The sequence below is a fragment of the Streptomyces sp. SID12501 genome (assembly GCF_010550245.1).
Taxonomy (GTDB): Bacteria; Actinomycetota; Actinomycetes; order Streptomycetales; family Streptomycetaceae; genus Streptomyces.
This window is the reverse complement of record NZ_JAAGLU010000008.1, coordinates 58,334-85,323: the sequence shown is the minus strand read 5'-3', so window position 1 is coordinate 85,323 and position 26,990 is coordinate 58,334. Positions and strand designations below refer to the sequence as shown.

The 26,990-nt window shown below is 69.8% G+C and carries 23 protein-coding genes and 2 pseudogenes; 15 read left to right on the top strand and 10 right to left on the bottom strand.

The genetic code is table 11. From position 1 onward, the window contains the following. Window positions 1-5: 5 nt before the first annotated feature. Window positions 6-1,136, bottom strand: a complete 1,131-nt coding sequence (locus tag G3I71_RS11270) for an SDR family oxidoreductase (protein ID WP_164313849.1) — start codon at window positions 1,134-1,136, stop codon at window positions 6-8. Further along, entirely contained in the window at window positions 1,130-2,404 is a 1,275-nt protein-coding gene (locus G3I71_RS11265) for a wax ester/triacylglycerol synthase domain-containing protein (RefSeq protein ID WP_164313848.1), read from the bottom strand. Before G3I71_RS11265 ends, G3I71_RS11270 begins: the two co-directional genes overlap by 7 nt. Window positions 2,405-2,539: 135 nt before the next feature. Between G3I71_RS11265 and G3I71_RS11260 the strand changes: the two genes are divergently transcribed. Next, the gene (locus G3I71_RS11260) at window positions 2,540-4,789 is read left to right on the top strand and encodes an MMPL family transporter (RefSeq protein ID WP_164313847.1); all 2,250 of its coding nucleotides are present in this window, start codon (window positions 2,540-2,542) and stop codon (window positions 4,787-4,789) included. A 93-nt stretch (window positions 4,790-4,882) separates the two neighbouring features. On the opposite strand, the pseudogene G3I71_RS11255 reads toward G3I71_RS11260, so the two are convergent. Beyond that, a pseudogene (locus G3I71_RS11255) lies at window positions 4,883-5,143 on the bottom strand (transposase family protein); the annotation flags it as partial. A 67-nt stretch (window positions 5,144-5,210) separates the two neighbouring features. Here G3I71_RS11255 and G3I71_RS11250 point away from each other — a divergent pair. Both G3I71_RS11250 and G3I71_RS11245 read left to right on the top strand, forming a co-directional pair. Next, the gene (locus G3I71_RS11250) at window positions 5,211-5,480 is read left to right on the top strand and encodes a hypothetical protein (protein ID WP_164313846.1); all 270 of its coding nucleotides are present in this window, start codon (window positions 5,211-5,213) and stop codon (window positions 5,478-5,480) included. Window positions 5,481-5,660: 180 nt separating this feature from the next. Beyond that, complete coding sequence (locus G3I71_RS11245) at window positions 5,661-6,695, top strand: hypothetical protein (RefSeq protein WP_164313845.1); 1,035 nt, start codon at window positions 5,661-5,663, stop codon at window positions 6,693-6,695. Between the two features lie 565 nt (window positions 6,696-7,260). On the opposite strand, the gene G3I71_RS11240 is transcribed toward G3I71_RS11245, so the two are convergent. After that, window positions 7,261-8,607, bottom strand: a complete 1,347-nt coding sequence (locus G3I71_RS11240; RefSeq protein ID WP_164313844.1) for a hypothetical protein — start codon at window positions 8,605-8,607, stop codon at window positions 7,261-7,263. A gap of 467 nt (window positions 8,608-9,074) precedes the next feature. Between G3I71_RS11240 and G3I71_RS11235 the strand changes: the two genes are divergently transcribed. From G3I71_RS11235 to G3I71_RS51015, 6 genes are all read left to right on the top strand, one after another. Beyond that, window positions 9,075-10,229: an acyl-CoA dehydrogenase family protein gene (locus tag G3I71_RS11235; protein WP_164313843.1), complete on the top strand. Its 1,155-nt coding sequence runs from the start codon at window positions 9,075-9,077 to the stop codon at window positions 10,227-10,229. Between the two features lie 373 nt (window positions 10,230-10,602). After that, a complete protein-coding gene (locus tag G3I71_RS11230; RefSeq protein ID WP_164313842.1) occupies window positions 10,603-10,869 on the top strand; it encodes a MoaD/ThiS family protein in 267 nt (88 codons plus the stop codon). A 30-nt stretch (window positions 10,870-10,899) separates the two neighbouring features. After that, window positions 10,900-11,685, top strand: coding sequence for a class I SAM-dependent methyltransferase (locus G3I71_RS11225; protein WP_164313841.1), 786 nt, complete (start codon window positions 10,900-10,902; stop codon window positions 11,683-11,685). 149 nt (window positions 11,686-11,834) lie between these two features. Next, on the top strand, window positions 11,835-12,314 hold the full coding sequence (locus G3I71_RS52265) for a hypothetical protein (protein ID WP_275409193.1): 480 nt from the start codon (window positions 11,835-11,837) through the stop codon (window positions 12,312-12,314). Window positions 12,315-12,566: 252 nt separating this feature from the next. Further along, window positions 12,567-13,115, top strand: a complete 549-nt coding sequence (locus tag G3I71_RS11215; RefSeq protein WP_164313999.1) for an acyltransferase domain-containing protein — start codon at window positions 12,567-12,569, stop codon at window positions 13,113-13,115. Window positions 13,116-13,399: 284 nt separating this feature from the next. After that, entirely contained in the window at window positions 13,400-13,540 is a 141-nt protein-coding gene (locus G3I71_RS51015) for a hypothetical protein (RefSeq protein ID WP_239149082.1), read from the top strand. A gap of 333 nt (window positions 13,541-13,873) precedes the next feature. On the opposite strand, the pseudogene G3I71_RS11205 reads toward G3I71_RS51015, so the two are convergent. Further along, window positions 13,874-14,893, bottom strand: a pseudogene (locus G3I71_RS11205) (IS110 family transposase); the annotation flags it as partial. Between the two features lie 82 nt (window positions 14,894-14,975). Between G3I71_RS11205 and G3I71_RS11200 the strand changes: the two are divergent. Next, complete coding sequence (locus G3I71_RS11200; RefSeq protein ID WP_343242920.1) at window positions 14,976-15,470, top strand: NUDIX domain-containing protein; 495 nt, start codon at window positions 14,976-14,978, stop codon at window positions 15,468-15,470. 12 nt (window positions 15,471-15,482) lie between these two features. Here the strand turns inward: G3I71_RS11200 and G3I71_RS11195 are convergent, their stop codons facing one another. Further along, window positions 15,483-15,917 (bottom strand): hypothetical protein, encoded by a 435-nt coding sequence (locus G3I71_RS11195; protein WP_164313838.1) that lies wholly within the window; start codon window positions 15,915-15,917, stop codon window positions 15,483-15,485. Then, window positions 15,899-16,705: a bifunctional 2-polyprenyl-6-hydroxyphenol methylase/3-demethylubiquinol 3-O-methyltransferase UbiG gene (locus G3I71_RS11190; protein WP_164313837.1), complete on the bottom strand. Its 807-nt coding sequence runs from the start codon at window positions 16,703-16,705 to the stop codon at window positions 15,899-15,901. The genes G3I71_RS11195 and G3I71_RS11190 overlap by 19 nt, the downstream gene beginning before the upstream one ends. Window positions 16,706-16,891: 186 nt before the next feature. On the opposite strand from G3I71_RS11190, the gene G3I71_RS11185 reads away from it, so the two are divergent. From G3I71_RS11185 to G3I71_RS11170, 4 genes are all read left to right on the top strand, one after another. Next, window positions 16,892-18,337: a hypothetical protein gene (locus G3I71_RS11185; RefSeq protein ID WP_164313836.1), complete on the top strand. Its 1,446-nt coding sequence runs from the start codon at window positions 16,892-16,894 to the stop codon at window positions 18,335-18,337. 414 nt (window positions 18,338-18,751) lie between these two features. Further along, on the top strand, window positions 18,752-19,279 hold the full coding sequence (locus G3I71_RS11180) for an EF-hand domain-containing protein (protein WP_164313835.1): 528 nt from the start codon (window positions 18,752-18,754) through the stop codon (window positions 19,277-19,279). 327 nt (window positions 19,280-19,606) lie between these two features. Beyond that, window positions 19,607-20,356 carry a hypothetical protein gene (locus tag G3I71_RS11175; RefSeq protein ID WP_164313834.1) on the top strand — a complete coding sequence of 250 codons (750 nt, stop codon included), beginning with the start codon at window positions 19,607-19,609 and terminating at the stop codon, window positions 20,354-20,356. 354 nt (window positions 20,357-20,710) lie between these two features. Then, a complete protein-coding gene (locus G3I71_RS11170) occupies window positions 20,711-21,277 on the top strand; it encodes a DUF1062 domain-containing protein (protein WP_164313833.1) in 567 nt (188 codons plus the stop codon). 111 nt (window positions 21,278-21,388) lie between these two features. Here the strand turns inward: G3I71_RS11170 and G3I71_RS11165 are convergent, their stop codons facing one another. The 3 genes from G3I71_RS11165 to G3I71_RS11155 form a co-directional block, all read right to left on the bottom strand. Further along, entirely contained in the window at window positions 21,389-22,741 is a 1,353-nt protein-coding gene (locus G3I71_RS11165; protein WP_164313832.1) for an enolase C-terminal domain-like protein, read from the bottom strand. A gap of 101 nt (window positions 22,742-22,842) precedes the next feature. Next, window positions 22,843-24,588: an IclR family transcriptional regulator C-terminal domain-containing protein gene (locus G3I71_RS11160; protein ID WP_164313831.1), complete on the bottom strand. Its 1,746-nt coding sequence runs from the start codon at window positions 24,586-24,588 to the stop codon at window positions 22,843-22,845. A 68-nt stretch (window positions 24,589-24,656) separates the two neighbouring features. Further along, complete coding sequence (locus G3I71_RS11155; protein ID WP_164313830.1) at window positions 24,657-25,958, bottom strand: M6 family metalloprotease domain-containing protein; 1,302 nt, start codon at window positions 25,956-25,958, stop codon at window positions 24,657-24,659. Window positions 25,959-26,241: 283 nt separating this feature from the next. Here G3I71_RS11155 and G3I71_RS11150 point away from each other — a divergent pair, with 283 nt between their 5' ends. Beyond that, window positions 26,242-26,883 carry a TetR/AcrR family transcriptional regulator gene (locus G3I71_RS11150; RefSeq protein WP_343242919.1) on the top strand — a complete coding sequence of 214 codons (642 nt, stop codon included), beginning with the start codon at window positions 26,242-26,244 and terminating at the stop codon, window positions 26,881-26,883. Window positions 26,884-26,990: the final 107 nt, after the last annotated feature.

Here is a 26,990-nt window from a genome sequence, read left to right as displayed (position 1 = left end):
CTCCGTTAACCGGTGGCGGACTCGGCGGAAGGCGCTGCCGACGCGAAAGCGGCGTTCAGATAGCGTGTGTCCAGCGGAACCGGGTCAGGGACTGCCCCGGCGAGCGCGTCCAGCAGCGCGGTCCTGTCGTAGTGGCGACGTGCGCGGGTGTGGGCGTGGACGCCGCCCAGCAGCCCGGCCAGCCGCTGCCCGGCGGGATCCAAAGAGCCTGGCGTCGCCTGCGAATCGATGCGCACGTCCAACCAGGGGCAGATGCCGCGCATGACGTCCAGGCAGTCCCGTACCGGCGTGTCGTAAGGGTGGGTGAGGTGGAACGTCTCGACGAGCCGGGCTGGTTCACGCAACGCGATGTGCGCTGCTGCCCGGGCCGCGTACTCGATCGGAAGAAGATTCAGTACGGCGTCGTCGCGGCCGGGGATCTTCCATCGCAGCGAGCCGCCGGGCGCCGTGCCGGGAAACAACCGGGAGGGATCGTGGCGGGCGAGTACGGACAACCGGGCGCCCACGTCGGCGAGTGGATGTCGTGGCGCCCCGGCGGGCAGTTGGCGGTCGGTCAGCAGGACGCCCGGTCGTAGCACCGTCACGGGATGGTCGTGCGCGTGGGCCCACGCGCGGGCCACCTGCTCGGCCGCGTACTTGGATGCCTCGTACGGGGTGAGGAAGCCGTGCCGGATATCGAGTTCGTCCTCGCGTACGGTGCCTTCCAGCCGTCCGCCGGCCACATAGGCGCTGCTGACGAGGACGACTCGGGGGCGTCGGCCTCGGGCGGCCGCTGCCAGGTCGAGGACACGGCGGGTACCCTCGACGTTCACCCGTGTCAGGTGTTCCACCGGCGCGACGAGTTCGATGGCGGCGGCGCTGTGCCAGATGGCATCCGCCTGCTGTGCCAGCTCCCGGTGCCGTTCGGGGCTGAGGCCCAGGAGCGGTTCGGCGATGTCGGCGCGTTCCAGCCGCACCCTCTTGCGCAGTTCATCGGGCATCGGCTGACCGGTGGCAAGCAGCGCCCGTTCCAGTCGTTGCCAGCCCTCCTCGCCGTCCTGCCGCACGAGCGCCGTGACCTGCCCCGGATGCCGCAGGAGCCGTACGAGCAGATGGGAACCGAGGAATCCGGTGGCACCGGTGAACACGGTCAGCATGAGTAAGCCTGTTCGAGTTCGGCCAGCGCGGTGTGCCACAGACCGGGCAGAACGGCCGGATCAGGGTCGGTACGGTCGGAGACGAAGACCACGCTGGCTTCGGGACCGTAACTGGCCAGGCAGACGATCAGGGCGTGGCCCAGGAGGAGGGCGGGCAGTCCGACGCAGGCGATCACCGGGTCGGCGCCGAAGGACAGCCCGTTGGGGGCGCGAACGTTGGTGACCGTCAGGGCCGTGCGCCGGGGACCGAGGAAATACCGGATCAGTGCGGCGCCGGTGCGGGGCAGTACCCGTAGCCCCGCTCGGGTGGCCATGCGCCGCTCGGGGGACACCCGGGCGGCGCGGACCACGGACTCCAGCCGGCGCCGGGGATCGGGCTCCGCGCAGGGCAAGGGGATGCGCAGCATCGCCATGTGATTGCCGAGTGTGGCTTGTTCGTACCCGGCGGGGCGGGTGTCCAACGGCGTGCAGACATGCAGTGGGCGCTTTCCCGTACTCCAGTCGGCCGGGCTCCAAGCCCGCAGAGCCCCGGCGGTGACGGCGAGGTAGACCTGGTTGAGAGTGACCCCGGCGCTCTTGCTGAGCCTGCGCAGCCGCTCCACCTCGACGTGGGTGTGATGCACCGTCTGGTGTGCGCCGGGCGGGCGCAGACCAGGAGTCCAGCGAGCGGTGCGGCGTGCTGCCGCAGGAATGTCGGCCGCGAGCATGGCCGCCAATTCGCCTGGTTTCAGGGGCGGTTCGACTTGGGGCGGCACGGTCAGCGGCAACCGATGCTCGCCGGGACCGAATAGCGCGCCGATCACGGCCGCGGCGCCCATGCCGTCCTGCAGGGCGTGATGGACCCGGTAACAGAGGGCGTAGCTGTCCGGCGCCCAGCCACGGACCAGCCAGATACCCCAGTCCGGGGCGTCCTCGGGGAACGGGAGCCGGTGCAGCTCGTCCGCCATCCGCCCGACAGGGTCCGGGCCCGGCGCCAGCCGCAGTTCATGGACATGACCACGCGGATCGAGATCGGCGACAGCCTCCCAGGCCAGACGACCATGCCGTCCGGCAAGACGGTACGCCCACGCCGGAACGCGAGGCGCGGCGGCGGCCACATGGTCACGGACCCGTTCGACGGACGGCGGAGTGCCCTGGAACAACAGGAGATAGCCCAGATATTCGGCCTGGTCGTGGGCCTCCCTCGCGGACCGATACAGGAACTGGTCCGTGGGCGAGGGAAGTGGAGGATTCGACTTGAGGTCCGTGAGAGGAGGCTCCAGGGGCATAGACGATTCTTCTCTCGCATCGACGTGGCGGCGAACGAACACAGAATTTACATAGAGTAATTGTAAAGTTACTTTTAGCTATCACGTGACGCAGCGTGGATGCCGAGTCGAAGAGATCCAATGGAGTCACCGAGCATGCAGGGAAAGCTACGGATCCAGGAGCCGCAGGTTGAGCGAAAGGACCGGCGATCGCGCTCCGTCTGGTGGGTGCTGAGCGTCGCCGCCCTGTTCGCCGCGGTCTGCGCGCTCCTCGCCGAGGGCTCCTTCGACCGACTGGGGCAGGGCGGCTACACCCCGGGGAACACCGAGGCCGAACACGCCGAGCAAGCACTGGCTCGCCAGTTCACCGTGCCGGTCGGCGACGTCGTCCTCCTGGTCCGCACCCGGGCGTCGGCGGACGACTCCCGTACCCGCACAGCCGGAGCGGCCTTCACTGAACGCGTCGCCCGTATGGAGGGCGTACACCGGAGCGCGTCGTACTGGACCACGGGCGACCCCGCGCTACGGTCGCGCAACGGGCGATCCGCCCTCGTCGTCGCCGAATTGCGAGGCACCGAGTCCGACCGCGTACGTACGGCGGCCCGCATCGTGCCCCAGCTCACCGGCAGCCGAGGGACATTCGAGGTGTCAGCCACAGGCCCGGCATGGGCCAAGCACGAAGCCGTCCGGCAGAGCCGGACCGACCTCATGCGCGCCGAACTGTTCGCGGCCCCTCTGGTGCTGCTGGTGCTCGCGGCGGCCTACGGCTCGCTCGTGGCCATCATCGTGCCGATGGCCATCGGCCTGCTGTCGGTAACCGGAGGGCTTGCCTCGCTGCGGCTCCTCAGCGAGTTGACGGAAGTCTCGGCGTTCGCAGCCAACATCACCACCGCGCTCGGCTTCGCCCTCGCCGTCGACTACGGACTGTTCCTCGTGGCGCGCTACCGCGAGGGCATCACCTCTGGGATGTCCGAACAGCAGGCGGTCGCCGAGGCCGCCCGCACCGCAGGGCACACCGTGCTCTTCTCCGCGCTCACCATTGCGCTGGCGCTCGGTGCGCTGCTGCTCCTGCCAATGCCTTTCCTGACCTCCCTGGTGTGGGCCGGGATCACCGTCGTGACCCTGTCCGCGGCGGTCGCGCTGGGCGTGGTGCCGGCTCTGCTCACCGTGCTGGGCCCGTACTTGGACCGCGGTGACCTGTGGCGCGGTATCCGGCGACGGGCCGGTGAACCGTCCGCCGAGAGCCCCGGATGGCGGCGCGTCGCACTGGCCGTAGCACGCAGGCCCGTACTGTTCGGCGGCGGATGCTGCCTGCTGCTCGCCATACTGGCACTGCCCTTCGGCCATGCCAGGTTCAGCCTCGTGGATGAACGAAACCTGCCCGCGTCGGCCTCCTCGCACGCGACGGCCGGCCATGTTCTCGCCGACTTCGCATCCGCACCCCATCGGGGCCTGAAGCTCGTGCTGACTCCGGCCGCTCCCGGCGAGCGCACGGGAGACGCTGTCACGGCCCGCTACGCACAACGGCTCTCCGAACTCCCCGGCGTCACCGCCGTGCGCTCGCCCGCAGGCACCTACCGCGACGGACATCGGACCGCTCCCGCGAGCCCCGCATCAGCCGCCTACCACGGCCGGAATGCGATCCTGCTGACCCTCACCGCACCCCAGGTACCCGGCAGCCCGGCCGCCGAGCGCCTCGTCACCGCCGTGCGTGCGCTGCCAGCACCAGGGCCCGTGCTGGTCGGCGGCCCCGCCGCCCTCTCGGCGGACACCACACACGCCATGGCACACGCTCTCCCGCGGGCCGGACTGGCCATTCTCATCAGTACTTTCGCACTACTGCTTCTCTTCACACGATCACTGCTGCTACCGGTCAAGGCCATCCTGGTCGGGCTGCTGAGCCTGACTGCGAGCTTCGGCACCGTCGTACTGGTCTTCCAGGACAACCACGCGAAGTGGCTGGTCGGCGACTTCACCCCAACCTCGACCCTGGAAAACAGCATCCCCCCGCTGCTGTTCTGCCTCGCCTTCGGGCTCTCCATCGACTACGAACTCCTCCTGCTCTCCCGGATCAAGGAGCACTACACCACCCACGGAGACAACCGCAGTGCCGTGGTCTTCGGCCTCGCCCGTACCGGACGTCTGGTCACCAGCTCTGCCCTGATCGTCGCCATCAGCATGGGCGCCCTGATGCTGTCCGGGATCACCTCTCTGAAGATCCTCGGCTTCGGCCTGGCTCTCGCCGTCCTGGTGGACGCCACACTGGTCCGGGGCATCCTGGTCCCCGCCGCGATGTGCCTGGCTGGCCGGGCCAACTGGTGGCTGCCCAGAGTGCCCACCTCACTGACAGGCCGGCTGCGACCACCGCGCCGGCTGGAGAAGGCCGCGCCCGATCACTCGGCCTGAGGAAACCAGCCCAGAGGCTCGACGCAGCGGCGCCTGCAAGCACCGTTACCGAGCCCTTCTCGGTAATGTCTGGTGCCGGTTTGTGATCTTCGTTCAGGTGGTGCGTCCGGTTTCCAGCTGGAGCAGAACGAGGGACACGTGGGCGATGCGGGTGATGCTGCCGGGGTCGAGGCTGACCCGGCGCAGGGCCTTGAAGGTAACCTTGAGCAGGGCGTTGGCTCGTTCGGCGACGCTGTGGACGCCACGGATGACCTTGTTGATCGTCTCCTGCCTGATGGTGAGTTCGCGGCCCTGGGGTTTCTTGACCGGGTGTCGGAAGCCGGTGCCGGCGTTTTCGTAGCCCAGGTCGGTCATCAACGTCCTGCACCAGCAGAGCGACACCCACGGAGCACACCTGGACGACTACCCGCTGGCCCTGGTCGTGTTCACCGAGGCACCCGGACCACCCCATGACGGAGGGCTGCTGGAGTACGTACCCCGCGCGGCCGGCCTCGACCAGCTGGACACCTCCCTCGCCCGCCGCGCCCACCACGCGCCCGGCGACGCCTACCTGCTGCGCAGCGACACCACCGCACACCGCGCCACACCCCTGCGGCGGCCCGGCGTACGGCGCGTCGTCCTCAACTTCGCCTACACCACACCCGGCCGGCGAACCGCCACCACACCCTCGGCGGCCCTGCTCTACGACTGACGGCGCCGACCCTGACCGGGACCGGCGGATCCGTGTGTCAAGGGCACGTTTCCGGCTTGCCCGTTGATATCAGGTCAAGTTATCCCGTACGGGGTTCCGGCACCCTACCAATGGCTACTCTCCATAACGGATCAACTACGCACCGTAATAGAGCAGTTGCTCGAACCCGAGGAGAAGCACATGGTGGTTTCGACCACGCCCGGCGCCGACTGGGGAACCTGGATCAACCTGGAAGGCGACATCTACGCCGAACCGGCACCGGTCCTGAACGCGGACAACCGGGTGTGGGTCTTCGTGCGGGGCGGCGGCGACACCCTGTGGAGCCGCGGGGAACTGCGGGACCGCACCTGGTCGCAGTGGATCCACCACCAGGGGTCCCGCATCGCGGGCGTCCCCAGCGCCATCCGCGGCAGGGACGGCAAGGTCCGGGTGTTCTACCGCACCCCCGGCAACGGCATCGAGGTCATCACCCAGAGCGTCATCAACGGCGGCTTCAGCGCACCGCAGTCCCTCGTGTCCACCGCCGGCGGCGACCCGGTAGCGGTACTGAACGCCGACGGCCGCATCCAGGTGTTCTTCCGGGGCAGCGACGGAGCGCTGTGGTACGTCAGGAACCAGGACCTGAAGTACGAGACGTACGGCACCCTGACGTCGCTGGGCGGGGCCATCTTCGCCTCTCCCTCGCCGGTCCTGGACGGGACAGGGCGCGTGGTGGTGGCGGTCAAGGGCGCGAGCGACACCCTCTACACCATCCAGCAGAACGCCTCCAACTCCACCGACTCCTGGGAGCCGTGGCAGTCCAACACCGGCGGCGTGACCAGCAAACCGACAGCCCTGCTGGATGCCGCCGGACGCGTACAGATCTTCTACCGGGGCAGCGACCAGGCCGCCTGGTGGATCGGGCAGAGCAACGACTACGAGAACTTCAACACTCCCGCGAAGATCAACAGCGGTGTCATCGACCGGCCGACAGCCGCCCTCGGCCAGGACGGACGCGTCAACGTCACGGTCAAGGGCACCGACAACGCCCTGTGGGTGGACGTGGAGAACGAGGAGAACGCCACCGCCTACGGCGCGTTCCAGTCACTGGGCGGCGCCATCGGCGCGGTCGACGTCAGCCCGGTCATCGCCAACAGCGAAGGGCTCCTCTACGTGTTCACCCAGGGCTCCGGCGACGCCAAGGATCTGTGGCTCCAGCGCCAGAACTGGGCATAACCCCACACCGACCGCGGCCGGCGCCTCCAACCCCCCGGAGACGCCGGCCGCACCCGCCCAGGACGATGCCCCCGCACGGCCGGCCGCGATGAGAACGACGACGGCCCTACCGGCGGACGCCACCATCCGCACCGGACGCCTGCGGGCCAGGCATACCGGGACGGGATGGATAAGACCTGTTGGGCTCGCTGGGTCTCGTTCTGAATGCGGTCGTTCTCTGGGCGGCTCGCTACATCGACGCTGCTGTCGCCCGGCTCCGGGTGGAGATCAGCCCGGCTGGTCGGCTGCGCGCGGCGGCCGGGGTCCGGCCACCCCCCCGCCGTGGGCGGCACCGGGGCCGATGGCCACGGTCACGGCCTGCCGCATGGATTTGCTTCCATTTGCATGAACGTGCAATCCGGATCGGCGAGCCCACTCCACCAGGTCCCAAAGGACGGGCATCTTTTCGATCATGCAGGATCCATTCGATCACGCTCTCGTGGCGCTGTTGCCCGCTGCGACTGCTGGGCAGGTTGCCGCCCGACTCGCAGGCACCGACGACGGTGACACCGTGCCGTCCGCGGTCTCAGTGGATGGAGGCGGCTTGGGTGAGGATGTGGGCTGTGGTGCGGTGGCGTCGGTGGGGGTTGAGGAGGCGGCGCATGGCCTCAAGGCGGCGGGTGGTGCGGGTGGAGTGCAGGGTGGGGTAGTCGTCGAGGAAGGTCTGCCAGTGGGTGAGGGCGGCGTCGAGGTGGCCTTGGGTGAGGAGGGTTTCGGCGAGGCGGGCGCGGGTGAGGGTGCGGGCCTGGTGTTCGGCGGGGGTGCGTAGGCGCAGGGAGGCGGTCAGCGCGCCGGTGGCGCCGGCCGTGTCGCCGAGGGTGGCCAGGGTCTGGGCGCGCTGGTAGTGCAGGGCGCCGGCCGGGTAGCGGGTGAACGGGCCGGGGGCAGTGTTGTTGGCTTGTTCGTAGAGGCGTTCGGAGTCCGCGAGGGTGGTGAGGGCGGCGTGTTTGTCGTGGTGGGCCTGTATGACGGCCAGATGAGCGTGGGCGTAGGCGGCGACGATCGGGGCTGCGGAGCGGGTGGCGTCGGCTGCGCGCTGTGCGAGGTTGAGGACGGCGGGGGTGTGGTGGCCCAGGTCGTGGGCGTGGGCGGACATGGTCCGCAACGTGATGGCGAAGGTGGCCGCATCGCCGGCTTCGACCGCGAGCTGGGCGGCGGTGTGGTGGTAGTGCTGGGCGAGGGCGTCCGCGCCGCTGCCGGCGCACATGGTGCCGAGCAGCACGGTCAGCTGAGCGGCCCCGGACAGCAGACGGCGGCGTAGGTCCTCGGTGGCGCGGCTTTGCAGGTATCCCGTCACGTCATGACCGAGGTAGGCGGCCAGCGCGGTCCGTACATGGCCGGGCCCGTGGGCCTCGGCGGCCTCGGCGAAGACGCGGGCCATGGTCTGCATCTGCTCCACCTCCGCCTGCCCCGCCCGGCCCTTCGTGCGGGGTAAGTCCGGGGGTGGCCCGGTTGGCGGGTTCTCGCGTGGCGACCAGGCGTCGGGCACGGTCAAGGCGGCCAGGCTGTACATGCCGGCGCCCAGCAGGTGGCGGCGGCTGGGGTCGAGGTCGGCGCGGGTGAGTTGGGACAGTCGGCGCAACGGGTCAGCCTCCCCAGACAGATCGAACATGGCGGACGGGGCGCGGGACAGGCCCGCCTCCACCGCGCCGAGGGGCCGCTGCAGCCTGCGGGAGAGCACTTCCAGCAGTAAGGCCGGCACGGGTGGCCGGGGCGTGGTGCCCGACAGCCAGCGCGAGACCACCGACCGGTCACAGACCAGCTGCTGCCCGTACTCCGTGGCTATATGCCGTAGGGCCGCGGCGAGTTGGGCACCGTTCCAACCCGCCTCCTCAAGCAGTGCCCGCAGATGAGTGTTAGGTGTTCGGGACACGTCTTCCCCTCCCTGGCTCCGGTCAGCCGGACCCCGCCCACATTTCACAAACGCGCAATATTGCATCGGTTGCAACGTATCCACCGCCTCGGGCCCCTGTACGGCCCGGACCATCGGCGGTGCACTGGTGGTACCCATCCCGTGCCGCCTCCAGCAGGGAGCGCGGTGCGGTGGGGCCAGTTCAGGTCACGTCTGCCCCGGGCCACGGCGCCGCGGTCCGACGGCTGCCGCGGCGCACCCCCGAGCCGATCCGGGCCGGGCGGTCCTGAGGCGGTGCGAGCGGCACCAACCCGGTGAGGGGGCTGAACGAGCAGCAGTGGATCTTCCAGCAGGCGTGGTGCGGCGGGGTTCGGCAGGCGAAAGGCAGCCCTGGTGTGCTCTTCGTCCGCTGGTGGACCGGCAGGTTCTGATGGATGCGGGAATCCAGGTGGGCGTACGGCGTGCGTGCACCGAGGGAGGTATGAAACGTGGTCGATGTCATGGATCGTCGGGCCGAGGTGGTCGGGTTCGTCGGTGAGCGCTGGGGGGATCTGCTGGCCGAGATCGGCAGCACGGCGGTCGCACGGGATGAAGCGCGACTGCCGGCGCCACTGGAGCTGATCGCCCGGGCGGGCTCGACGGGACTGCTGGCGCTGTCGCTGCCACGAGAGGTGGGCGGGGAGGGCGCCGATGCCCTGACCTGGGGCATGGTGCTTGAGCAGGTGGGCTATCTTTGTGCGGATTCCGCGTTTCCCCTGATCATCAATCATCAGATCGATATCGCGCAGCTCGTGTGTGAGTCGGGCCGTTCCGATCTGATCGAGGCGTATGTGATCCCGGTTGCCCAGGGCCGCTGCGGTGCGGGGATCGCGTATACAGAGGATGCGGACGCCTTCTCGTTCCGCACGGTGCTCCGCCGCAAAGGCGATGACTACGTTCTGTCCGGCCACAAGACCTATGTGACCGGTGCGCTGATCAGCGAGTTCTTCCTCACCTATGCGCTGGACGAAGCCGGGGACATGCAGGCCTGCATGGTGCAGCGGGATGATCCCGGCGTGAGCGTGACGGCTGCCGAGCCCGTGGCCATGCGGACGGCGGGCGCGGCCGCGGTCACCTTCGAGGATGTTCCGCTGCCGGCCGGCCGGATCCTTGTGGCGACGGACGGGCTGACGCACGCTCAGCGCTTCCTCGGCTACCAGCGGCTGTGGACCGCCTGCGCGCCGCTCGGCCGTGCCCAGGCGGTCCTGGAGGACTGCGCGACACGGTTGGCCGCAAGTGAGCGCTACGGCGAATCCGTCGCCGACCTGAAGAACGTGGAAGCGTCCCTCGGGCGTATGTATGTGGCGGTCGAATCGGCTCGGGCCGTGCTCTACCACGCTCTTGGCCGCGTCGCGGCCGGCCGCGCGGAGCTGGTATTCGATCCGGTGGTTGCAGCCGCCAAGTACTTCGCTGTGGAGCAGGTCCGGTTCGTACTCGAGCGGGCGCTGGGTCTACTGGGCGGCCACGCCTTCTACGGCACCCCGCACATGGGAAGGTACATGCGCGACTTCTCCGGACTCTCCCTCCTAGCGGGGACCCAGGACATCCTCGAAGTCAACCTGGGTGCGGGAGTAGTGGCACGAGCGGGCAAGCTGCCCGCGTAGCCGTATCCGGTGCCGCGAGGACAAACCCCAGGCGGCGAGCGGCACCCTCCCGCCCAGGAGCCCTGGATCCCTACATCCCCCGTGGGCAGCACTCGGCCCACGAGATCGCCCAGGAGCCGGAGAATCCACAGGCGATGGCGCGTTGGTCCGACAGGCTCAGCCCGACCGCAGCAGAAGACCACGACCACACACAACTCGTCAGATCGAGCGCAGCCGGCACACCGAATCCGCGTACCGCCGACACGGCGACCGGCCGGCGCACGGGACTTACGTCCGGAAGCACACGCCGGTGATCCACCGGCCACCGGTGCCTCAGGACCGCAGCCCGCCCCATGTACAGGCCGCGTGACACGAAACGAACGGAGACAAGTCCATGACCTTCGAATTCAACGGCATGATGCTGCGGCTGGCCGACAACCAGCGCACGGTGCCGATAACAGCCACCACCCTCAGCGCCGCGCTCACTGAGCTCACGTCGAAGTTCCCGCACATGAAACGAGTCCTGCTGGACAACACCGGACAGCTCCGTCAGGCCCACCGCGTACTGCTCAACAACGAACTGATCATCCGGCCCCCCGGCACCATGCCGCTGTCCCAGGACGACCGAATTGAGTTCTTCACCGCGATCGCCGGCGGATGAGAGCCGTTGAGACTCACGGACGGAGCCACGATGAACGGTGCAGAACTGGAGGGCGCACTCTGGGGAGCACGCGCCCTGGACTGGGCCGAGGTCCAGCAGCCGACCATCCGGCCGCTCTCCGGCACCGTCCTCGGCGAACTCGGCGCCTGGCAGGGGCGGACTGTGCTGGACCTCGGCTGCGGCGCCGGTGACTTCGCCGGCATGGCCAGCGCGCTGGGCGCGAACGTCAGCGGACTGGACGCCTCCGCCGCACTGATCGAGATCGCCCAGAGACGAAACCCCACCAGTACATTCCGTGTCGGCGACATGCAGCACCTCCCCTTCCCCGACCACCGCTTCAGCGTCGTGACCGCTTTCAACAGCCTCCACTTCGCCCGCAACCCCGCACGCACCATCACGGAGGCCAAGCGGGTCACTCATCCCGGAGGCAGCATCGTGGTCGCGACGTGGGGCCCGCCCTCCGAATGCGACGCCATCACCTACCTGCTCGACCTCGGCTCACTGATGCCGCAAAAACCGCGGGGCCCACAAACCTCACTCGACCCCACCGACCTCGGCGCGTTCAGAGCCCTCATGGCCACGGCCGGTCCCACCTCGCCGTGGCGGAAGGTGCACTGCCCCTGGGAGTACCCCGACCTGAGCACCGCGCTACGCGGCCTGCTGTCCACCGGGCCGGCAGCGCAAGCGATCAACCACTCGGGACGGACCCAGGTCACCGACACCATCACCCAGTCGATCGCACCCTACCGCCGCGGCGACGGGTCCTACTCGCTCAGCAACACCTGCTACTACCTCATCACGACCACCAACGAGTAAGGCATACACGCTAAACCACCCAAACCCGCCACACCGTAGGGAGGCCGGAGATGGCCGCTGTGAGGGCAGAGCCCAGCCGTGCCGCCGATCGATCCGCAAACAGCGTCACGGACGAGGCCCACGCGCAGCGATCCTTGGACCGAGCCCACTTGCCCGCCCTCCAGCGGCAGCTGTTCCTTCTGTGGCACCGAGCTGACACCACCCAGCTCAACTCGCTTGCCGGCACAGCGATAGCGAACGCGCTGGTCTACATGCGACGAACCAACCGCACGCAATACGACGCACGAGACCACACCCGGAGCGCGGCCCAGGAGCGGCACTTGCTGGTCGCACGCACCGCAGAGGCAGCCCGGCGGATGGCCTTCCCGACAGGCACACCGGTGTGGGTGCTGGGCGAAGCCCACACCGGGATCATCACGCACACCCTCATCGGGCAGGACAACGACAGCCCATACCCCGCAGTCTGGTACGTCGTTGCCGCACCCCTGTGGCGTGTATGCCGCGCCCACGGAGCCGACGAGATCGAAGCCGCGTCCTTCGTCAACGGCGCCCCCCTGACCGTCGACGCCGGCGCCACCACCCTCGCCCCGGGCACGGCCGCCTTCGACTTCCGCGTTGAGCCCCGCTGATCCGGCGGGCCTGCCGGAGGCCGTCTGGACCACGCCGATCCCACCGGTGCCCGGTGGTTCACCGCCGCTCTCCGACCGCGGCGCCTCTCACTCGCCACCCGGATCGCCCGCGGTCGGCCGATATCCCACTGGTGCCCGCGCAGGAGCCGATCGGACTCCTGGGCATTTGCGGGGCGACTATCTCTAGTAGCGGACCCGACGCGCGGACTCCGGAGGGGGGAGTGTCATGAATCCTGATAGACCCTCTCGCCGCTGCTCCTGGAGGCCCGCGACGGCACGGTCGAGCAGTACGAGGGCCATCTGTGGCTGGGTTTCTTCGCCACGTCCCTGGTGCTCGCGGACGTACTGGCCGAAGCCGGCACACCCCGCGACATCCTGGTCGGCCACTCGGGCGGCGAGGTCAGCGCCCTGGTGGTGGCCGGCGCGATGACGGTCCATGACGCGGCCCAAGTGCTGTGTCTGCGCACCAAGGCGGTCGACTCCAGCGGCCTGCCAGGCAGCGGCATGGTCGCTCTGGAGGCCCCGGTGGACCGGGTGCGCGCCCTGTGCGCAGCGGCCGACGACCAGACGCTCACGATCGCCGTGGACAACGGCCCCCGGCAGGTCGTGATCTCCGGCCTCGACGAGGGCCTGGTCCGCATCGAGGATGCCGCTGTGGCCCTGGGCATCAAGTCGACGCGGCTCGGCATTCCGTCGGCGTACCACAATCCGATCCTGGGCGGAACGCAGGATCACGGTGCTCCCTTGCCGTTCGTCATCGTCTCCAGCTCCGCCCGAGGAGCGAAAAATGGGAGGTATTGAGGGCATGAATGCGCTTTCTCGGCGGTAAAGACACATTGCCTGAACTGTGCACCGGCGGAACGGAGGGCCACGGACGTCACCGGTGCAAGCACCAACCACGCCGTCCCGTGCAAGGCCGCGTCACCCGGACCACGCCCACGCCCCCCATCCGGCGCCCGGCGTGCTGCCCCCACCATCAGCGAGGCATCACCATGAACCACTCTCCCCCCACTGGCCGTCCGTCCTCTTCCGATCGGGGCGTGCCGTGCCAGGGCCCGTACGGCGGCCGTCAGGAAGACCCTGGCATGAGCTGTCCGGACGTCGCCCGGTTCGAGATCGTCAGGCACGACCACTCCGCGCTGCTCGTCTGCCCGGTGCACCTGGGACCGTCGCTCCTCATGGCAGACCGTGTGCTCTGGCCCCCGCAGATCTGCCTGATCGGGTGAGAGCCTCGCGCTGTCTGACACCGGTTGCGGCAGTGCGTGATGAGTTCAGCCGATGTGGACGGCAGCAGACCAACGAGCTCCTGAAAAAGGTCGCCGGGTTTGGTCATGCTGGCAAAGAAGGGGAAGCGGCCTTGGACGCGTTGCGCGGGTCGGCGCCGGTCAGCGGATCAGCTGCGGGCTCCCCAATTGCTCCTGACAGCGCGACGCGCCCAGGTCCTGCCGCATCACGCCGGGTACGAAGTGTGCACTGAGTCAGCCGTCCCCCTCCCGTCAGCGGGCGCATCTGTGCGCTGTCCGTGGCGGGTGTGGGGGAGGGTGCCCCTATGGGTTTCGTCAACCCGCAGGGGCGGGTTGGGGATCGTAGAAGGTGCCGTCGCGGAGCATCGCGAAGAGGACGTCGGCTCGGCGTCTTGCGAGGCAGAGGAGGGCTTGGGTGTGGTGTTTGCCCTGGGCGATCTTCTTGTCGTAGTAGGTGTGGGATGCCGGGTCGGCCAGAGCGGCGAAAGCGGACAGGAAGAAGGCCCGTTTGAGCTGCTTGTTTCCCCGCCGGGAGGGTTGCTCGCCACGGATCGACGACCCCGAACTGCGGGTCGCAGGGGCGAGACCGGCATAGGCGGCGAGGTGAGGGGCGGAGGGGAAACTGCTGCCGTCGCCGACGTCGATGAGGATCCTGGCTCCGGTCCTGACGCCGATGCCCGGCATCGACGTCAGGACCTTCGAAAGAGGGTGGGCCTCCAGCAGTTCCTGGATCCGTCCGGCGAGCAGTTTCCGCTGGTCGAGGACGGTGGTCAGCGAGATGGCCAGGCTCGGGACGATCAGTGCGGCCGCATCTGTTCCCGGGACGACGACGGTCTGCTCGTCCAGGGCGGTGAAGATGTCATCGACCAGTCGCTCGGCCATCCGCGGGGCCTTCGGCCGCAGCAGGGTCACCAGCCGTCGGCGTCCGGCCTTGCGGATCTGGGCCGGGGATCCGAACCGCTCGAGCAGGGTGAGCACGGCCGGGTGCTGGATGCGTGGGCCCAGGACACGCTCCAGGCGCGGGTGGATCTGCGTGAGCAGGCCGCGCAGCCGGTTGGAGACGCGGGTTGCTTCGCCGGCGAGGTCGTCGTCGAAGCCGACGGTCATCTCCAGCTCGGCGATGGTCTCGTCCTGGAGGTCGACGGAGCGGAGCGTGTGCGGCATGACGCGGGCCGCGTCCGCGATGGCGAAGGCGTCGCGGGCATCGGTCTTGGCCTCGCCGGGATAGAGGTCGGCGATGCGCCGCATCGTCAGCCCGGGCAGATAGGCGACCTGGCAGCCCATGTCCCTGGCCACCGCGAGCGGCAGGGCGCCGATCCAAGACATGCGATCGACAGGGAGAAAGTCATGCCAACTCCGGAGGCCGGGCGCCCCGTTGCGGGGCCACCAAGAAGGTAATGGGGAGAGGGGAACCAGCGTGGAGAGAGCGGAGACGGGGGACGCCGTGCCATCTGCGGGGACCGACAGTCCGGGTGCGCCGCTGGCCGCCGTCGGCCTGCACGTGTTCGTCATCCGCGACGCGCATGTCCTTCTCCTGCTGCGGCGGGACACCGGCTGGTGGGACGGCTTCTGGCATCCGCCGGCGGGGCGCCTGGAGCCGGGGGAGAGCGTACGGACCGCAGCTGTGCGCGAGACCGCTGAGGAAACCGGCCTGCGGGTGGAGTCCCTGACACTCCTGCACGTCCTGCACGAGCGCTACGAAGGCGACGGGAGAGTCCGGCTCCACCTGTTCCTGTTCGCCCGGCAGGCCGTGGGGCAGGCCCGCAATCGGGAGCCGGCCAAGTGTGCGGCGGTGCGCTGGTGGCCGTTGCGCGCACTACCCGAGACGCTGAGCGGGCCGGCCCGCAACGTCATGGAACGCGATCCGCACGGCCCCGCAGGACTCACCGCCACAGGCTGGCCCGAGCCCTGACCGTGGCATGGTTCAGCAGATCGCCATGGCCTCGATCTCGTCGGCGCCGTGGGCCCGGCAGCGCGTCAGCCGGGCGTCACAGACTGCGTACCAGGGTGCCGGGCAGGAATCCCCGGGACTGTAGCCCACGAACCAGGCGACGACGACCCCGCTCCCGGTCGCGCCGAGAACCTGGACCCGGCTGCCGACCGGGAATGCCACGTAACTGACCTGGGCAGCCAGGTTCGGGGAGAGGAACGGGGACTCGGCACCCAGCAGTGTGCGATGGGCGGCCGGCCGATAGACGTCGTGCCCCATGCGGCGCAGGCAGATCAGGGCCTGTACGAGGGGACCGGCCTCGACGGGAAGTCCGGGGCCGTCCGCCGATGCCCACATGCGGTACAGCGTCCGCTCCAGCACATCTCGTTGGGCGCCGGCGAGCCGGTCGGCTACACCGTGCGGGCCCATGCCGCCACCAGTGCCCAGGAGAGGTCGTGGATCTCGGAGCCGTCGAGCGAGGCGCGCACCTGCTCCAGGTCGGCGGTGTCCACCATTCCGGCGTCCACCATCGCGGGGCCCAACTGCTCGAAGCTCACCTGCCAGAACTCATCGCCCGGTCCTCCGTCGCCGACGGCGACGGCCTGCGCGGTCATCCCGGCGCAGTGGAGCCCCGCCCTGCCCAGTGCCGCGGGCAGGGTGCGCGCCCAGCGGAGATCGGTTCCGATCGACTCCTCCATGAGACGGGCGTGCGCCTCCACGCAGGTCCTGAAGAGCGGGTGGGGTGAGGAGTCGACGGGGAACAGCGCGGGTTCCTCCACCACCAGCCAGCCACCGGGCCGAAGCCAGCGGACCGCCCGCTCGAGGACGTGTTCCCGTTCCGGGACATGGGCGAGCACCGCCCGGCAGTGGATCAGGTCGAAGTGCGCCTCCGGGAAGTCCGCTCCGTCGACGAGATCGTGGAACAGGAAGTCGAGATTGGGACGGGGCTCCCCCGACATATAACGGACATCGATGTCGGTCGCCACGACCAGGCCGCGCGGGCACCGGTCGGCCAGCCAGTGCGCCACCGACCCGATGCCCGCACCGGCCTCCAGACATCGCCAGCCCGGTCCGATGCCCAGCCGGTCCAGTAGCGCAAGCGTGCCGGGGTTCCACAGCGCCTCCAGCGCGTGCAGCCGACGCCAGTCGAGTACGTCACGCGTCTCGCGTGTCCTGGCAGACCAGGGCTTCCTCTCGTGCTGCGTGGACATCGTCATGCAGACCGCCTCCCCGACGCTCTTTTTTGCTCATTAGTTCATCCAGGCGCCCGTGCGCCCTTTCACGCGCCGCCCGGACACCTGGACCCTGTGTGTCCATGAGAGTCCACAAGATACTTTTCAGGGAACCGCCTCACAGCTCCATGCCTGCTGCACATGCCGACAGCTTGTGAAGGAACGCACAAAGTGGCTGAGGACTCTGCTCCTGCCCCCGTCCCACAACACCGGGCCCCTTTTCACGCCGACGACACGACGCCCTTCGCCCCACACGGTCCCGGTACCTCACGCGGACCCAATCTCCGGCTACGGGCCCTGCTCGCAGAGGCGGGCTGGACCCACGAGGTGCTGGCCCGGTCCGTCAACCGGCTGGCCACCCTGCGCGGCATGCCCTCGACCTACAGCCGGGCGACGGTGGCGCGCTGGCTTGCCGGGTCGTTGCCCCGTCACCCGGCCAGGCAACTGATCCTCGGGGCGCTGAGCGATCGCCTCGGCCGGCCCGTGTCGGCGTTCGCTGCGGGGTTCGGGCCGCCGACGGACCCTCACCGGGCCACTGCGGCCAGCGACCCGGTCGCCCTGCTCTGCGACCTGTCCGGCGCCGAGAGTGACCTGACGATGCGTGCGTCCCTGCGCGGTCTGCCTCACGATGTGGGCGCCTCCGTGCCCAGCCCGTCCGGCCCGGACATCATCCTGGTTGGCCCGGACAGAGCGGCCAGGGAAACCGATTGGTCGGCCCGTACGGGCTTCCTCCAGAGCCTCGCCCACGCGTCCTTCCGCGACATGGACGCTCTCGGTGGGGCGGTGGGCCGGACTTCCGTCGCCGTCCTGCTTTCGGAACACGCCTCGGCCTGGCTGGGCGATGCCGCGGACACGGCCGCGTTTCCCGCGCTGGCCGTCGCGACGGCCAGGCTGACTCATGTCCTCGCCCAGATGCACGCCGACGCCGGCTCCGAGGGACTCGCCCAGCGCTACCACCACATCGCCGTGCGGCTGGCCGACCGTGCGGGCGATCCCGTCACCCGTGCGCTCGGCCTGCGGGCGCTGAGCGTGCAGGCACTGCGCCTCGGCCATCTCGGACTCGCCCGGAACCTGGCCGAGTCCGCCGCCGAGTACCAGGGCCCGGCGGCAGTACGGGCCTTCCTGCTGGCGCAACTGTCAGTGGTCAGGGCCTGGAGCGGGGACCGGCGGGGCGCCGTCCACACACTGTCACGCGCGGAGCGCCACGTACTGCGGGCATGGTCGTCCGACGCCACGGCAGAGCCCTTCACCACGTACTCTCCCTCCGCCTTCGCCTACCAGAAGGCCGAGACGCTGGCGGCCCTCGGTGACCGGACCGGGGCCGTGACCGCCCTTCACGCGGCCCTGAACGGCCGTGGCCCGGCACCCAGCCGGGGCCGGGCCCTGGCACGGGCCCGTGCGGCGGAACTCCACTGCGCCGGCGGCGAGTTGGACATGGCCTGCGCGCACTGGGAGAGCTTTCTCCATGAGGCTCCGCAGATAGCGTCCCGCCAGGTCCTGCTGCGAGCCGAGCGGATGCTCCGCCGTCTGAACCCCTATCACAGGCACAGCGCCGCCCGCTCGCTGGTGGAGCGCGCGGCAGCACTCCATTGGCACGGTCAACTCGCGCACGGGTGAGGCGCCGCCGAGCCTGGGAACATGACTGATCCCTTTCTCACCGCAGAGGTGCTGTGCGCGACCTCACCGAACATCCTCGTTCAGCAGTCATCACCCGCTCAGCCTGACCGCGCGGCCACATCAGCGGCATGCCCGTCAGGGCATCCCGATCAACCACGTTCAGGGGAACACGACCGGGAATGCTGACCGATCTTCAGCGAGCCAAGCTCGAACTCCGGTTCAGTCGGCTCGACCCGGACAGCGACGGCTACGTCGACGAGCCCGACTACGTACTCGCCGTCGCCAGAATGGCCGCGGCGATCGGCCGGGCAGCGGACGCGCCCCAGCCAGGCTCGGCTCGCCGAGACCGCACTGCGGAACGTTTGGTGAGAGCTGGCGCAGACGGACACCGACGGCGACGGCCGGCTGAACCTCGTGGAGTTCGTCGACGCCGTGGAACTGCACCCGGACGTCATCGTCCGCGGAGTGAGTGCCACCTCCGACGCGATCTTCGATCTCGACGGCGACGGGCAGTTGGACCAGAAGGAGTTCGCCCGGATGATGGGCGGCTTCCATCTGCCCCCGGACGCCGCGCAGGAGGCCTTCGGCCGGACCGACCAGGACGGCGACGGGGCCATCGGCCGGGACGAGTTCCGGCAGGCCACCATCGACCTGTACACCGGTGACGACCCGCACGCTCCGGGCAACTGGCTCGCGGGACGGGGGACGTGCCTTCGCCGATCCGACCTGGCGGCAACACCGAGTGAGCCGCCCGAGCAGCACCATCAGGTAGAAGACGTCATGGCAGCGTGGGACGGCCAAGTCGTAAGCGGGGGCATCGAGTGGCCGTCCCGTCCGAGCCATCACACGGAACAGGAGCCGACCGAGAAGACGTATTTCCCAGTGCCCCAGAGCAACAGGCCTGACCTGCGAAGACGCCCCACGCGTTCCCGAAATCAATGAGGAGCGTTCCCAGGGTCAATCGAGACGAGCCCCTGACCTGCGGCTTAGTAATTTTCCGCAAGGCCCACGAAGGCGACGAAGGCGGGGCTAATAGGAAACCTTAGCGGATGTGCGCCTACGAGTGTCCGCCGTATAGGGGGCTGCGGAGCGGAACGGCGGGTCAGAGGGCCTCTGACCCGGATCCAGGTGATCGCCCCGGTGCAGCACCAAGACCACGACCTCGCCACAACTACCGCCACAACCAACGCCACAGCCACAGCCACGGAACGATCGCCGAGTACCGTGAGCGGGTTACGCGCAACAAGTGTCCGATGTGGGGGACGGGACATGACATCTCCACTCCCCGGCGGCAGTCAGGAGCCCGCGCCCGTGCAGCGGTGGGAGAAGGAAGGGCTGGCGCGGCTGCAAGCCGCTCTCGTGCGGGACATGCTCCGATTCACGGCGGCATCCCTGGGGGACGGCTCTGTCGTCCGGGGCGTGCTTCCGGGCCCGGACGGGCGAGGCGTGGGGAGGGTGGTCGTCTGGGACGGCCACGACCTCGGGACCTCGGTGGCGTACGACCTGCCTCTGCTCGACCGTCACGGTGACAACATCCCTGTTTGCGATCTGGCTGCTGCTCTGCGGCAGGCAGTGCGCGGGTGGCAGGCGCCCGGCGCTCAACGGACAGCGTCGGGAGCGGGGCACGACCGTGACGGGCACGGCATCCCCGTCGTGGCCGCGGAGAACATCGGGCTGCTCCTGGAGGACGGCCCGGAGTTCGACCTCACGGACGCCCTCCACGGGGCAGCCGCGGGAATCGCCCCGTCCGGAGGGTGCGAATCCGCCGGGGAGCTGTGTCTGCTCGGCTTTCTTCTCCTCGACCGGTACAGCGCGCGTCTCTACATGACCGGCGAGGGGCTGGTCGACGTGGTCGGCCTCGACGTGTCACTTCGCGACGAGGCAGGAACCGTGGCCGTGGGTGTCACGGGCCTGGCCGCGGCCCTGCCCTCTCTCGTCGCCGACGACCAGTTGCGGTACAACCCTTCGGACGCCGTGGACCCGTACTGCTCAAAAGTGTTCGACCTGGCCCACTGGTAGAGCACTGTCGATCACGTGCACGTCCTCTGTGACTGCGTCACCGGTCGCGGCGACGGTGGTACCGAGCGTCCTGACGGCGAACACTCCGACCGGGACGGAGCCCAACCGCGCCCGCGCGCGGACAGCCGTACCCGAAGTCATAGTCCCAGTGCAGGTCCCGGCCCCGGGACCGCGTGAAAACCAGTGGAGCGGCGCCGCTGTGCGCCGTTACCGTGCTGCCGGACCAAGTCGTCTGGGCAAGGACGTGCCGTTGTACACCGTGTGAGACCTCCCGAGTGCTGATTCGTCGCGCGTCGCGTATGTGCGCCGTGCTGCTTTTTGCTGCGGACTTCTCACTGGAACCGGTGTACTTCTGTGCTCGAAAACTGGGTGGTCACGCCCACCTGCCTGCCTCTCGTTCTCCGCCGTTGTCACGTGTGCGCGTCGGAGCGCTTCCGGGCAAGCGGCAAATTCCGCGTCAACGCCCACCACAAGCTCATCGACGCCTGGCTCCTCGTGCTCTGTACGGCGTGCGGGGACACCGCGAAGCTCACGGTCCTGGAGCGGATGAACGTGCGCTCCGTACGACCTGAGCTGCTGGACCGGCTGCATGACAACGACCCCGGCCTAGCAGCTGAGTTGCTCCAGGATCCGGTCGTAAGGCGCCGTAATCGCATCGCCCTCGACTGGGACGGCGCCTGGTGCCTCGACACCGGCGGACCGGGCCACCCGGACCGACTGGACCGCGCGGACCGCGAGGTGCTCGACGTCTCGGTCCGCTTCGCGGCGCGGATCCCTGTCCGGCCGGTGCGGCTGATCGCTGAAGGGTGCGGTCTTTCGCGGTCCGAGGTCGAGAGACTGGTCGCGGAGGGGAGTCTCGTCTCGGCAGTCCGGCTGGGCGGTAGGCTCTCCGGCGACTTCACCTTCACGCTCAAGGGCTGAACCCGCCTCGGGCCGGAGCCGCCGCCGACGGCCGGAGGGAGAGCCCGGTGAGGTTCTCGTCGGGGGCGCCAGCAGCTCGCGGCCCCCTGACCTCCCACCGGGGCCGTGTCCCTACCGGACCAGGCAGGGCCGTTTCCCGTCGAACTCCCACCCCGGTACCAGATACCGCATCCCGAGTGCGTCGTCCCGCGCCCCCAGTGCCTTCTCCCGGTACAGCTCATGTGCCGCGAGCACCCGCTCCATGTCCACCTGGACGCCCAGCCCCGGCGCGTCCGGCACCGCGATCTCGCCGCCGACGATCTGCGGTGGAGCGACCGTGAGGCGTTCCAGGCCCTCCTGCCAGATCCAGTGGGTGTCGAGGGCGTTGTACTCGCCGGGGGCCGCCGCGCCGCAGTGGGTGACCATGGCCAGGGAGATGTCGAAGTGGTTGTTGGAGTGGCAGCCCCAGGTCAGGCCCATCGCGTTGCACAGCTGGGCCACGCGTACCGAGCCCTGCATGGTCCAGAAGTGCGGGTCGGCCAGCGGGATGGAGACCGACTGGAGGGCCAGGGCGTGGGTCAGTTGCCGCCAGTCCGTGGCGATCATGTTGGTCGCCGTGGGCAGGCCGGTCGCCCGGCGGAACTCGGCGAGGATCTCGCGCCCGGAGTAGCCGTCCTCCGCGCCGCAGGGGTCCTCGGCGTAGGCCAGCGTGCCGTTCAGGGGTGTGCACAGCTCGATCGCCTCGCGCAGCGACCACGCGCCGTTCGGGTCGAGGGTGATCCGGGCTTCCGGGAAGCGGTCCTTCAGCGCCCGTACGGCCTTGACCTCCTCCGCGCCCTCCAGGACACCGCCCTTGAGCTTGAAGTCGCGGAAGCCGTAGCGGGCGTGGGTGGCCTCGGCCTGGCGGACGATCGCCTCCGGGGTCAGGGCTTCCTCGTGCCGGACGCGGTACCAGTCGACGTCCGAGTCCGGCTCGCGGACGTAGTCCAGGTCGGTCCGGTCCGGGTCGCCGACGTAGAAGAGATAGCCCAACACCCGTACGGAATCACGCTGTTGGCCGTCGCCGAGCAAGGCTGCGACCGGTACGTCCAGGTGCTGGCCGAGGAGGTCGAGGAGGGCCGACTCGACGGCCGTCACCGCGTGCACGGTGGTGCGCAGGTCGAAGGTCTGGGCGCCGCGTCCGCCCGAGTCGCGGTCGGCGAACCGGGCCCCGATCTCCGCCAGGACGCGCTTGTAGTCGCCCACCTTCGCCCCGACGACCAGGGACTCGGCGTCGCGCAGCGTCCGCGTGATCTGCTCGCCGCCCGGGACCTCACCGAGTCCCGTACGGCCCTCCGAGTCGGTGAGGATCACGATGTTGCGCGTGAACCAGGGGCCGTGGGCGCCGGAGAGATTCAGCTCCATGCTGTCCCGGCCCGCGACCGGATAGACGGAGAAGGAGGTGACGGTCGGCGGGCTCGTGCCGGTACTCGTACGCGTACTCATGGTCATCGAAATCCTTGCGCGCAGACTGCGTATGTGGATGCTGTCCATGTATGTAGATAGAGACTAAATGAGTGAACGAGCGGGGGCAACGGGAGGGGCGGCTACGCCAACGGCACCCGGGTGAACCTTCCCGCCGTCCGCAGTTCCCCCTCGATCCGCGAAGCGGTCCCGTACAGCTCCGGCAGTACCTCCGACACACACTGCTCCGCCGTACGCCGGGTCGTGTGCATCGCGACGTTCACCGCCGCGACGACCCGTCCCGTACGGTCCCGCACCGGGACCGCGATCGACCGCAGTCCCTCCTCCAACTCCTCGCTCACCAGGGCGTATCCCTGCTCCCGCACCTCCGCCAGCACCCGTGCGAAGGCCACCGGGTCCGTCACGGTGTGCGGAGTGAGCGGGGCCAGGTCCCGCACCGGTCGCTCCGCCTCCGGTATGTCGGCCAGCAGTACCCGGCCCATCGAGGTCGGGTACGCCGGAAGCCGCGTCCCGACGGTGATGTTGGCGCTCATGATGCGCCTCGTCGCCACCCTCGCCGTGTACTGGATCTCCGCCCCCGAACCCGCCCTCGAATCCGCCCCGGAACCCGCCCCGGAATCCGCCCCGGAACCCGCCCCCGCATCCCCCGACAGGACCGCCAGTGACGCCGACTCCTCGACGCGCCCCGCGAGTTCGGCCAGGTAAGGGGCGGCGATCTCGGGCAGGGAGGTGTGGGAGAGGGGCGGGAAGCCCAGGGACAGGACCCGGGGGGTGAGGGTGAAGGTGCGGCCGTGGGCCTCGACGTACCCCAGGTGCTCGTAGGTGATCAGGGACCGGCGTGCGGTCGCCCTCGCCAGGCCCGTGGCCCGCGCGACCTCGGTCAGGGTCAGCTCGGCGCGGGACTCGCCGAAGGCCGTCAGGACGGTGAGGCCCCTGGCCAGGGACTCGACGAACTCCCGGCCCAGTTCCTGCTTCGAGGCTCCGGTCCAGGCGGCCAGGCCGGAGGGGGGCGCCGGTGTCCCGGCCGGCGGGCGCACCCGCAGCTCGGCCTCCATCGCGGCCACCGTCGCGCGAAGGCGCGGCAGCAGGTCGTCGCGCAGATCGGTCGCCGTACGGCGGCTCGTGTGGCTGACGACGCTCGCGACACAGGCCACCCGGCCCGTACGGGGGTCCCGTACGGGTACGGAGACGGCGACCAGCCCCGGCTCGATCAGCTGGTCGTCCAGTGCCCAGCCGGCGACGCGGGCCCGCTCGACGGACGCCTCGAAGTCGGCGCCCGAGACGGCGCCCGAGTCGGAGGGGCGGGGCGGAACGGCGGGGAAGCCGTGGTCGCCCGGGTCCGCCGACCGGCGTTCGCGCCAGTGGTCCCAGTCGGCGGCCGTCCACTCGGTGGCGAACAGCGGGCCGGGGGCGGTGCGTTCGGCGGGGAGCAGGTCGCCGATGCGGAAGCTGAGGGACATCGCGCGGCGGCGGGTGGCCTGGTGGATGAACCGGATGCCGTCCCGGTCGCCGACCGCGAGCGACACCGACTCGTCCAGCTCGTCGGCGAGGGCGTCCGCGTGCGCGTCGAGAAGGGCGGGCAACCGGAGGGCAGCCAGATAGGCGTTGCCGAGTTCCATCAGCCGAGGGGTGAGAACCGCGTCCCGGCCGTCGAGACGGACGTACCCCATGCGGGCGAGCGTCGCCGTGATCCGGTCCACCGTGGAACGGGCCAGGCCGGTCGCGCGCTCAAGACCGCTCAGGCTCAGCGTCCCGCCCGCCTCGGTCAGTCGCCGCAGCACGGCGATCCCGCGCATCAGCGGGGCGACGGCCTCGGTGGGCACGGGACCGTCCAGGACCGGTGGGACATTCGTGGCGGGGGCAACCATGGGCACACCGTAATGCCCGCACGGAGACCCCTGAGGCGTACGCCCGGCACCCCCGACCTGCTCCCGGCTCACCGCCGGGTGATCGTCACCCGGTAGTTCCCGTCGAGGTCCGCGCTCGTCACGGCGATCTGGATGCCGCGCCTCGGGTCCTTGAAGGTCTCGCCGGGTGCGAAGGGCGCGTCGGAGAGCTCCGCGTGGACGTTCGGGCTGCGCGTGCAGCCGCCGCTGCCCCGGTGGGAGTCGTACACCGTGACCGGGCCGCGGCCGGTGTCGACGTTCGCGTCGACCCGGTAGATCAGCACGCCCGGCCGGCACACCGTCTCGTCGTTGCCCTCGCGCGTACGCAGCTCAAGGGCGTACCCCGTACGGGAGTTGACCGGGACGAAGACCAGTTTCGCGCCGCCGGGACGGGCCAGCGGGGTGAGGATGTACTCCGTCGTCCCGGCCGTCACCGCGCAGCCGACCTGCGAGGGGTCCAGCCAGCCGAGCTTCCACTTGTGCCAGCCGAGCAGGTCGTTGTTGGCCCCCCAGTCCTCGCTCATGATGTCCCAGTGGCCGACCGCGCCCCCGCCGGCCTGCGTGTACAGGTCGGGCAGCCCGAACACATGGCCGTTCTCGTGCGGGAGGACGCGGTAGCCCGTGGTGTCGTACGAACCGGAGCCGTCGTCCTGCCGGGAGTAGACGAAGGACGCGTTGGCGACGGGCACCCCGTCCGCGACCGGCGCCTCCCTGTTCCCGGCGAAGGTGACGGACAGGACGGTGTCCAGGGCGGAGGGGCCCGCGTTCGGGGTGACCAGCACGTTCAGCAGGTCGTACGAGCGGAAGTCGACCGTCGGGTCGGCGGCGGCCACGATGTCGTGGACGAGTCTGCGGTAGCCGGGGTCGAAGGGCGCGCCGCGCTCTATGCCGTACGAGCGGAAGGTCCGGGGCATCCGCAGCCAGCCGGCGATGGGGGCCTCGGGGCGGTAGTCGAGGCGGCCGTACGAACTGGTGGTGAACCAGTCCCGGGTCTGCGGGAAGAACTCCGAGAGCCGGTCGAGGGCGCTGCCCTGGCCGGGGGCGTCGGAGAAGTCGACCATCAGGTTCAGCGCGCGGACGGTGCCGGTGGAGCGGGAGTAGCCGGCCGGGGTGGGCAGTCCCTCGGACATCTGGACGCCGAGGCCGCCCCGGATCGCGCAGGGGCCGATCGGGGAGGTGCGGGCCAGCGCGACGGAGCCCGCGGCCGTCGTGGACCCCCTGGTGAGGTGCCCGGTGCCGGCCGAGGTGCTGACCGCGAGGGTCAGCGCGGCCACGGACACCAGGGCCGCTGCCCGGCGGGGGCGCAGGGGACCCGGCGGGCGTATCCGACGACGGCTGGACGGCTGCTGCATGCACGGACCCCTCGCGCCACGGCAGCCGCCGGTCTCGGACTGCACCCTTTTGATCACCCTGTGTCGAGGTCGGCGCGGGCGCGCGCTGGAGGAGACCGATCGTGGGTTTCTCGCCGAAGCGCATGTGACCCAGGTCACATGGAATCTCTTCCGATCCGGGAAATAACCGGGGACCGATTCCCCGTTTAGCCATGTGTCCGAGCGAAACGGGGACTGTTTCCCCGGATCGCAACACAGGGTTCACGAACAACGTTCACGAACACCATTCATGAAGGAGTACGCCGTGCAGACCGCGATCCCCGTGCAGAAGGTGACCCGGCCCCGCGCCGACGCCCTGCGCAACCGGGAGCGGATCGTCACCGCCGCCCGCGAGATGTTCGTCGAGTTCGGCGCCGAGGTGCCGATCGACGAGATCGCCCGCCGGGCCGGGGTCGGCAATGCCACGGTGTACCGCAACTTCCCGGACCGGGAGGCCCTCGTGCGGGAGGTCGTCTGCTCGGTCATGGACCGTACGTCCGAGGCGGCGGAGCTGGCGCTCGCCGAGACCGGCGACGCCTTCGCGGCGCTGGAGCGCTTCGTGCACGTCACCGCCGACGAGCGGATCGGCGCGCTCTGCCCGATGATGTCCAGCACCTTCGACCAGCACCACCCGGACCTGGAGGCCGCGCGGGAGCGGGTCGAACAGCTCACCGGGGAGATCATGGACCGCGCCAAGGCGGCCGGCCGGCTCCGCACCGACGTGGGCGTGGGCGACGTGATGGTCGTCGTGTCCCAGCTCAGCCGCCCTCCGGCGGGCACGGCGTGCACAAACATCGACGGCTTCGTGCACCGGCACCTGCAGATCTTCCTGGACGGGCTGCGGTCCCCGGCGCCCTCCGTACTGCCCGGCACGACCGTGACGATGGAGGACCTGCGCGGCTCCTGACCGATTAGTCCAGCGCATCACCCGAGTCGCCCCTCACGCCAAGCTTCCAGTCGTCAACGTCGACGTACTGATCCCTTTCACGTCCTTTTTCCTCACGAAGTCCCGAA